This window comes from Simplicispira sp., assembly GCF_028687295.1.
Classification (GTDB): domain Bacteria; phylum Pseudomonadota; class Gammaproteobacteria; order Burkholderiales; family Burkholderiaceae_C; genus Simplicispira; species Simplicispira metamorpha.
Genome location: NZ_JAQUAL010000158.1, coordinates 1 through 7,705, shown reverse-complemented (window position 1 = coordinate 7,705; position 7,705 = coordinate 1). Strand labels below are relative to the sequence as shown.

The following is a 7,705-nucleotide window of genomic DNA, read 5'->3' as shown; positions in this document are numbered from 1 at the left end:
GGCTGTACAACTGGCAATCGGCGGTGGACAGCAATGCGGTAGAGGTGCATATCCACCATTTGCGGCGCAAGCTGGGCAGCCATTGCATTCAAACCATGCGGGGGGTCGGTTACTTCATTCCCCGGGATGATGCGTGATGGTTGCCCAAGTGCCTGCGGGCAGTCAATCGCTCACACGCCGTCTGTTGCTCTGGAGCCTGGGGGCTTTGGTGCTGGTCTGGGGCTGTTTTGTCGGGCTGGCTTATCGCACCGGGGTGCATGAGGCCGATGAATTGACGGATGGGCAACTTGCAAGTGCCGCAGCCTTGTTGCTGAATCTGGGCATACATACCCGGACACAGTCCGTCCCGGAAGGCGCTGGTGTTGCACTGCCGTGGGCCAAAAGCCATGACTACCAGCACGCTTTGAGCGTGGTGCAGTGGGATGCACAGCAACGGGTGATTTTGCGCATGGGCGACGCCCCATTGCCTGCGTTCCATGTGGCCGAAGGCTACGCCGATCTGTACCTGGGGCCGGATGCACAACCGTGGCGCAGCTTCTCCAAATGGGATGTAGCGCATGGACACAAAGTCATGGTGCTGCTGAGTCTGCAAGAGCGTGACCAGCTGGCCCATGACATTGCCGGACAAATGATAGAGCCCGGGATGTGGCTTTTGCCCGTGGTTTTTTTGGCCTTGGGTTTGGCCATTGCCCGGGGGCTGCGACCCTTGCATGAACTCTCGCAAGAAGTCGAGCAACTGGATGTGCAGGGTGCGCAGCGCCTGGAGCGCCAGCACCCCTGGCGGGAGTTTGATGCGGTGGTACGGTCTGTAAACACCTTGTTGGCACGCCAGCAAGAGGCGCTGGCAAGGGAGCGCGAGTTGGCCAACGAGGTCGCCCACGAACTGCGCACACCGCTCGCGTCCATGGTCTTGCAGGCACAGGCTTTAGGCGGCAGTGGCCTGCTTTCTGCCGATCAGGTGGCGGCATTGGCACGCATACGCACCGACGCACTGCGCGCTGGCCATGTGCTGGATCAATTGCTGGCGCTGGCGCGCACCAGCCGCGGCCAATGGCATGGGGCTGCCAGTCCGGTGGACGTGGCGCAGCTGGTGCGTACCGTGGTGGCCGATTACGCACAGGCCGCTTGGGAAAAAAAGGACACCTTGTCAGTGGACGGGCCCGCCACGCTCATGCTGTCCGGGCACCCTGTGCTGTTGGAGATGGGGCTGCGCAACCTGATTGAAAATGCCCTGCGGCACACCCCTTGCGGCACCTGTATTGAAGTGCAGTGCGGTGGGGCGGTGGACGTGACCACGCCGTCTTCTACAGCCCCCGGCGGACCTTGGCTGCAAGTCTGTGATGATGGCGCTCGCGCTCTGGGCCCTGCGGCGTCAACACCTGCGTCACCTGCCGACAGTCTGCGCCTGGGCCACGAAATTGTGGCCCGGGTGGCGCAGGTGCATGGAGGACGATTTATGCCAGTGCCCGCAGCAGCCCCGTTTACCACCTGCTACCGGCTGGATTTTCCGGTATCGGCACTGGCGCAGGCCCGCTAAAATCAGCAGTTACCAAGCGGTTACAGCCGCTGCGCCCGGCCCTTGCGGCCCCTCTTTTCTTCTCCGAACGGACTACGACCATGCCCCTCGTCTCGATGCGCGAACTGCTCGACCATGCTGCTGAAAACCGCTACGGCATCCCCGCTTTCAACGTCAACAACCTGGAGCAAGTGCAGGCCGTGATGGCCGCTGCCGATGAAGTGGGAGCGCCGGTCATTTTGCAAGCCAGCGCTGGTGCGCGCAAATACGCGGGCGAAGCCTTCATCAAGCACCTCATCCAGGCTGCTGCCGAGATGTACCCACACATTCCGCTGGTCATGCACCAAGACCACGGCACCTCGCCCGCCATTTGCCAGGGCGCGCTGGACCTGGGCTTTGGCTCGGTGATGATGGATGGCTCACTGCGCGAAGACGGCAAAACCCCGGCCTCGTTCGACTACAACGTCGAAGTGACACGCAAGGTGGTGGAAATGGCACACAAAATCGGTGCAACCGTCGAGGGCGAACTGGGCTGCCTGGGTTCGCTGGAAACGGGTGAAGCCGGTGAGGAAGACGGCGTGGGCGCGGCGGGCAAGCTTGACCACAGCCAGATGCTGACCGACCCCGAAGAGGCCGCCGCTTTCGTCAAGGCCACGCAGCTTGACGCCTTGGCCATTGCCATCGGCACCAGCCACGGCGCCTACAAGTTCACGCGCAAGCCCACGGGCGACATTCTGGCCATCAGCCGCGTACAGGCTATCAACGCCCGCATCCCCAACACCCATTTGGTGATGCACGGTTCCTCGTCCGTACCGCAAGAGCTGCTGGCCATCATCAACCAGTACGGCGGCAAGATGAAAGAGACGTATGGCGTGCCGGTCGAAGAGATCCAGAAGGCCATCCAGTTTGGCGTGCGCAAGATCAACATCGACACCGATATCCGCTTGGCCATGACTGGCGCGGTGCGCAAGTTCCTGGCCGAGAACCCCGACAAATTTGACGCCCGCGAATGGCTCAAACCCGCTCGCGAAGCGGCCAAGGCCATTTGCAAGCAGCGCTACATCGAGTTCGGCTGCGAAGGCCAGGGCGCCAAAATCAAGGGCCACAACCTGCAAGTGATGGCTTCCCGCTACGTTGCGGGCGAGCTGGCCCAGGTCGTTAACTGACCTGATACACCGCACTGTGGGCGTGGCGTTCGCCCCAGTGACGGCAGGGGGAGCCCTCGCCTAGAGAGCTGCCCCTGTACCAAGGCAAACCGCCAGTCGCAAAAGTTTCTTCATGTAAGCTTGTGGTCAGTGAATGCAGCCCACCGACACAACGAGGAGACAGACGCATGCTGATTGGCATACCTGCCGAGACCATGGCCGGAGAGACCCGGGTCGCCGCGACCCCTGAGACGGTCAAAAAACTCAAAGCCCAGGGACACACCGTACGCATCCAGGCGCATGCCGGTGTCGCTGCCAGCATGCCTGATGCAGCCTACGAAGCTGTCGGCGCAGACATCACCGATGCCGCAGCCGCTTGGGGCTGCGACATGGTGCTCAAGGTGCGCGCGCCCCAAGAGTCCGAGATGGCGCTGCTGCGTCCGGGCACCGTGGTGGTGGGCATGCTCAACCCCTTTGACAGTGCCGGCTTGCAGCGCATGGCGCAGGCGGGCCTGACGGCCTTTGCCCTGGAGGCCGCGCCGCGCACCTCGCGTGCGCAAAGCATGGACGTGCTGTCCTCGCAGGCCAACATCGCCGGTTACAAGGCGGTGATGATCGCCGCCGACAAGTACCAGCGCATTTTCCCGATGCTGATGACCGCTGCGGGCACCGTCAAAGCCGCCCGCGTGGTGATTTTGGGCGTCGGCGTGGCGGGCTTGCAGGCCATTGCCACCGCCAAACGGCTGGGCGCGGTGATCGAGGCGTCTGACGTGCGCCCCAGTGTGAAAGAGCAAGTGGAGTCGCTGGGTGCCAAGTTCATCGACGTGCCCTACGAAACCCAGGAAGAAAAAGAAGCCGCCGAAGGCGTAGGGGGCTATGCCCGCCCCATGCCGCAAAGCTGGCTCGATCGCCAGAAGGCCGAAGTGGCCAAGCGCGTAGCCGCTGCCGATATTGTTATCACCACCGCCTTGATTCCCGGGCGCGCCGCACCCGTGCTGGTGACCGAGGACATGGTCAAGGCCATGAAGCCGGGCTCCGTCATCGTGGATCTGGCGGCAGCGCAGGGCGGCAATTGCCCCCTGACCGAAGCCAATGCCGTGGTCGTCAAGCACGGCGTGACGCTGGTGGGCGAGACCAACCTCCCCGCCTTGGTGGCGGCGGACGCCTCGGCCCTGTATGCGCGCAACGTGCTGGACTTTCTCAAGCTGGTGCTGACCAAGGAGGCCACCTTGCAAATAGACCTGCAAGATGACATCGTGGCCGCCTGTCTGGTGGCCCATGAAGGCGTGGTGAGGCGGTCATGAGCGCAGTGGTACACGGCGCCAGGCTGCTGCTGGCCACTGGCGTGCTGGCGTTGGTGGCGGCATGCGCCCCCCTGGGCAACGCCCATCCCGAGTACCCCGTGGGCCGGGCCCGCCTGGTGCTGGCGCCGGGGCAATGGGTGGACTTGGGGCATTCCGAAGAATCCCTGCCTTTGCTGCCGGAACTGGGTGCCACCGTGCCTTTGCAGACCCGCATTGTCGGGCTGCGCGGGCCTGGCCAGGAATGGCTGGCCGTACTGCGGATCCAGACCAACAGCACCAACTTTCCTCCGCACAACCCAACCCTCTGGACGGGCTCCTGCCCCGCGCAGCAAGGCGTCTGGGTGGAAGATGCCACTGCGGCCAGCCCGGTGCGCATTGACTGCCTGCGCTTCAAGCGCTGGGCCAACAACCGCGATGACTGGCTGGGCAAGAACCATCCCGATTGGGCCCAGTGGCTGGGCATGCACCAGGTGCAGCTGACCCGGCCTGCGTCGTACATCAGCTACCGCTATGCCACCGAAGGCGGTGCCTATGTGGCAGTGACTGCGCTGGTAGACCAGCGACTGCTCATCCCGAAAACACGCAGCAACGATGAGTTCCTGCGTTCGGGCCAGCCAGCGCAGGACTGGATGGGCCAACTGCGCACCGCCGTCCAACAAAGCGTTGGCATGCTCGATGGCCACCTGGCCGTGCCTGCTTTTCCCCTTGCTGTGTCCCCCTAAGGAGCCGTCGCCATGGATGCTGTGTCCCCCACGCTGATCAACCTGATCATTTTTGTGCTGGCCATTTACGTGGGCTACCACGTTGTCTGGACAGTGACCCCTGCACTGCACACACCGCTGATGGCGGTGACCAACGCGATTTCTGCCATCGTCATCGTGGGCGCCATGCTGGCTGCCGCCCTGACCGAAACCCCGCTGGGCAAAACCATGGGCGTGCTGGCCGTGGCGCTGGCGGCGGTCAACGTGTTTGGTGGCTTTCTGGTCACGCGCCGGATGCTCGAAATGTTCCGTAAAAAAGAACGAAAAGTGCCTGCGGCGCCCGCCAAATAAGCGCTAGCAGCTATAAAAACAGGAGCATTTCATATGAGCATGAACCTCGTCGTACTGCTGTACCTGGTGGCCAGCGTGTGCTTTATTCAGGCCCTCAAAGGGCTGTCGCACCCCACCACCTCCATCCGGGGCAACCTGTTTGGCATGGTCGGCATGGCCATCGCTGTGCTCACCACCGTGGGGCTGATCTACAGCCAGGCGCAAAGCCTGGGTGTGGACTTTGGCACCGGGCTGGTCTATGTGGTGGCGGCCCTGGTGGTGGGTGCCAGCGCAGGCACCCTGATGGCCCAGCGCGTCGAGATGACCAAGATGCCTGAGCTGGTGGCCTTCATGCACAGCATGATCGGCCTGGCTGCCGTGTTCATTGCCGTGGCCGCCGTGGCCGAGCCCTGGGCATTCCAGATTGTGGCCAAGGGGCAACCGATTCCGCTGGGCAACCGGCTGGAGCTGTTCCTGGGCGCGGCCATTGGTGCCATCACTTTCAGCGGCTCGGTCATTGCGTTTGGCAAGCTCTCGGGCAAGTACAAGTTCCGCCTGTTCCAGGGCACGCCGGTGCAGTTTTCGGGCCAGCACATGCTGAACCTGGTGCTGGGCCTGGCCACCGTGGGGCTGGGGCTGGTGTTCATGTTCACGGAGAACTGGACGGCCTTTTTCCTCATGCTGGCGCTGTCGTTTGTGCTGGGCGTGCTCATCATCATCCCCATTGGCGGGGCTGACATGCCGGTGGTGGTGTCCATGCTCAACAGCTACTCGGGCTGGGCGGCGGCGGGCATTGGTTTTTCGCTGAACAACGCCATGCTCATCATTGCTGGCTCGCTGGTGGGCAGCTCCGGGGCCATCCTGAGCTACATCATGTGCAAGGCCATGAACCGCTCGTTCTTCAACGTGATTCTGGGCGGCTTTGGTGGCGATGCCGCTGGCCCTGCTGCTGCCGGTGGCGCGCAGCAGCAGCGCAACGTCAAAAGCGGCAGCGCCGACGACGCCGCCTTCGTGCTGGGCAACGCGGAAACCGTGGTCATCGTGCCCGGCTACGGCCTGGCGGTGGCCCGCGCCCAGCATGCCGTCAAAGAGCTGGCAGCCAAGCTCACCGACAAAGGCATCACCGTCAAATACGCCATCCACCCGGTGGCAGGGCGCATGCCCGGCCACATGAACGTGCTGCTGGCCGAGGCCGAAGTGCCCTACGACCAGGTGTTCGAGATGGAAGACATCAACGGCGAGTTCGGCCAGGTGGACGTGGCCATCATTCTGGGCGCCAACGATGTGGTCAACCCCGCCGCCCACGTCAAGGGCAGCCCCATCTACGGCATGCCCATCCTGGAAGCCTACAAGGCCAAGACCGTGATCGTGAACAAGCGCTCCATGGCCTCGGGCTACGCGGGCCTGGACAACGAACTGTTCTACATGGACAAAACCATGATGGTCTTTGGTGACGCGAAAAAGGTCGTCGAAGACATGGTCAAGGCCATCGAGTGACAGACCGCTTCTGAGCACCCGGCGCGAATCGCCTTCGCGCCGCACTACAACAAAAAATGGAGAGACAAAAAATGACCGACCGCCCTTGGCTGGCCGCGTACCCGCAGGGTGTGCCTGCCGATATCGACCCCGCCCAGTACCCGTCTCTGGTGGCCTTGATGGACGAGGCGTTTGGCAAATACGCCGACCGCGTCGCCTACAGCTTCATGGGCCGGGATGTGACCTATGCAGAGACCGAGGCGCTCAGCCGCGCCCTGGCCGCTTACCTGCAAGGGCTGGGCCTGGTCAAGGGCGACCGGGTCGCCATCATGATGCCCAACGTGCCGCAGTACCCGGTGGCCGTGGCCGCCGTTTTGCGCGCGGGCTTTGTCGTGGTCAACGTGAACCCGCTGTACACGCCGCGCGAGCTGGAGCACCAGCTCAAGGACGCCGGTGCCAAGGCCATCGTCATCATCGAGAACTTTGCCTCCACGCTGCAAAGTTGCATTGCCAACACGGCGGTCAAGCATGTGGTGCTGTGCGCCATGGGCGACCAGCTTGGCTGGCTCAAGGGCGCGCTGGTCAACTACGTGGTGCGCAACGTCAAGAAAATGGTGCCTGCCTACAGCCTGCCTGACCCGGTGCGCTTCAACGATGCCATCGCCCAGGGCGAGCGCAGCAGCTTCAAGGCGCCCGACATCCGGCCCGATGACATCGCGTTGCTGCAATACACGGGCGGCACCACCGGCGTGAGCAAGGGCGCTGTGCTGTTGCACCGCAACGTGATTGCCAACGTGCTGCAGTCCGAGGCCTGGAACGCGCCCGTGATGCAGAAAATCCCGGCGCAAGAGCAGCCCACCAGCGTGTGCGCGCTGCCGCTGTACCACATCTTTGCCTTCACGGTGAACATGATGCTGTCCATGCGCACCGGCGGCAAAACCATCCTCATCCCCAACCCGCGCGACCTGCCAGCGGTGCTCAAAGAGCTGTCCCGGCACACCTTCCACAGCTTTCCGGCGGTCAACACGCTGTTCAATGGCTTGGCCAACCACCCGGATTTCAATACCGTCAACTGGAAGAACCTCAAGGTGTCGGTGGGCGGCGGTATGGCCGTGCAGGGCGCCGTGGCCAAGCTGTGGCTGGAGAAAACCGGCTGCCCCATCTGCGAGGGCTACGGCCTCTCGGAGACCAGCCCCTCGGCCAGCTGCAACCCCGTGACGGCCAAAGAGTTCA

8 protein-coding genes are annotated in these 7,705 nt (G+C 63.2%); all 8 read left to right on the top strand.

The annotated features are described in order from the left end of the window. On the top strand, positions 1-137 hold a 137-nt coding region (locus PHX69_RS14075), incomplete at its 5' end, for a winged helix-turn-helix domain-containing protein (protein WP_288044479.1). After that, complete coding sequence (locus PHX69_RS14070; RefSeq protein ID WP_288044478.1) at positions 137-1,537, top strand: histidine kinase dimerization/phospho-acceptor domain-containing protein; 1,401 nt, start codon at positions 137-139, stop codon at positions 1,535-1,537. The genes PHX69_RS14075 and PHX69_RS14070, both read left to right, overlap by 1 nt. A gap of 80 nt (positions 1,538-1,617) precedes the next feature. Further along, positions 1,618-2,682 (top strand): class II fructose-bisphosphate aldolase, encoded by a 1,065-nt coding sequence (fba, locus tag PHX69_RS14065; protein ID WP_288044476.1) that lies wholly within the window; start codon positions 1,618-1,620, stop codon positions 2,680-2,682. Positions 2,683-2,849: 167 nt separating this feature from the next. Continuing rightward, a complete protein-coding gene (locus PHX69_RS14060; RefSeq protein WP_288044475.1) occupies positions 2,850-3,965 on the top strand; it encodes a Re/Si-specific NAD(P)(+) transhydrogenase subunit alpha in 1,116 nt (371 codons plus the stop codon). Continuing rightward, positions 3,962-4,687, top strand: coding sequence for a hypothetical protein (locus tag PHX69_RS14055; protein WP_119013978.1), 726 nt, complete (start codon positions 3,962-3,964; stop codon positions 4,685-4,687). The genes PHX69_RS14060 and PHX69_RS14055 overlap by 4 nt, the downstream gene beginning before the upstream one ends. 12 nt (positions 4,688-4,699) lie before the next feature. Next, entirely contained in the window at positions 4,700-5,017 is a 318-nt protein-coding gene (locus tag PHX69_RS14050; protein ID WP_288044474.1) for an NAD(P) transhydrogenase subunit alpha part 2, read from the top strand. Between the two features lie 33 nt (positions 5,018-5,050). Then, on the top strand, positions 5,051-6,493 hold the full coding sequence (locus PHX69_RS14045) for an NAD(P)(+) transhydrogenase (Re/Si-specific) subunit beta (protein WP_288044472.1): 1,443 nt from the start codon (positions 5,051-5,053) through the stop codon (positions 6,491-6,493). Between the two features lie 71 nt (positions 6,494-6,564). Beyond that, positions 6,565-7,705 (top strand): AMP-binding protein (locus PHX69_RS14040; protein WP_288044471.1); only part of this gene is annotated, 1,141 nt, incomplete at its 3' end.

Bases quoted from the DNA above. Each gene is read 5' to 3' on its own strand.
- PHX69_RS14070 (WP_288044478.1), top strand. From the start codon at position 137: ATGGTTGCCCAAGTGCCTGCGGGCAGTCAATCGCTCACACGCCGTCTG.
- fba (WP_288044476.1), top strand. From the start codon at position 1,618: ATGCCCCTCGTCTCGATGCGCGAACTGCTCGACCATGCTGCTGAAAAC.
- PHX69_RS14060 (WP_288044475.1), top strand. From the start codon at position 2,850: ATGCTGATTGGCATACCTGCCGAGACCATGGCCGGAGAGACCCGGGTC.
- PHX69_RS14055 (WP_119013978.1), top strand. From the start codon at position 3,962: ATGAGCGCAGTGGTACACGGCGCCAGGCTGCTGCTGGCCACTGGCGTG.
- PHX69_RS14050 (WP_288044474.1), top strand. From the start codon at position 4,700: ATGGATGCTGTGTCCCCCACGCTGATCAACCTGATCATTTTTGTGCTG.
- PHX69_RS14045 (WP_288044472.1), top strand. From the start codon at position 5,051: ATGAGCATGAACCTCGTCGTACTGCTGTACCTGGTGGCCAGCGTGTGC.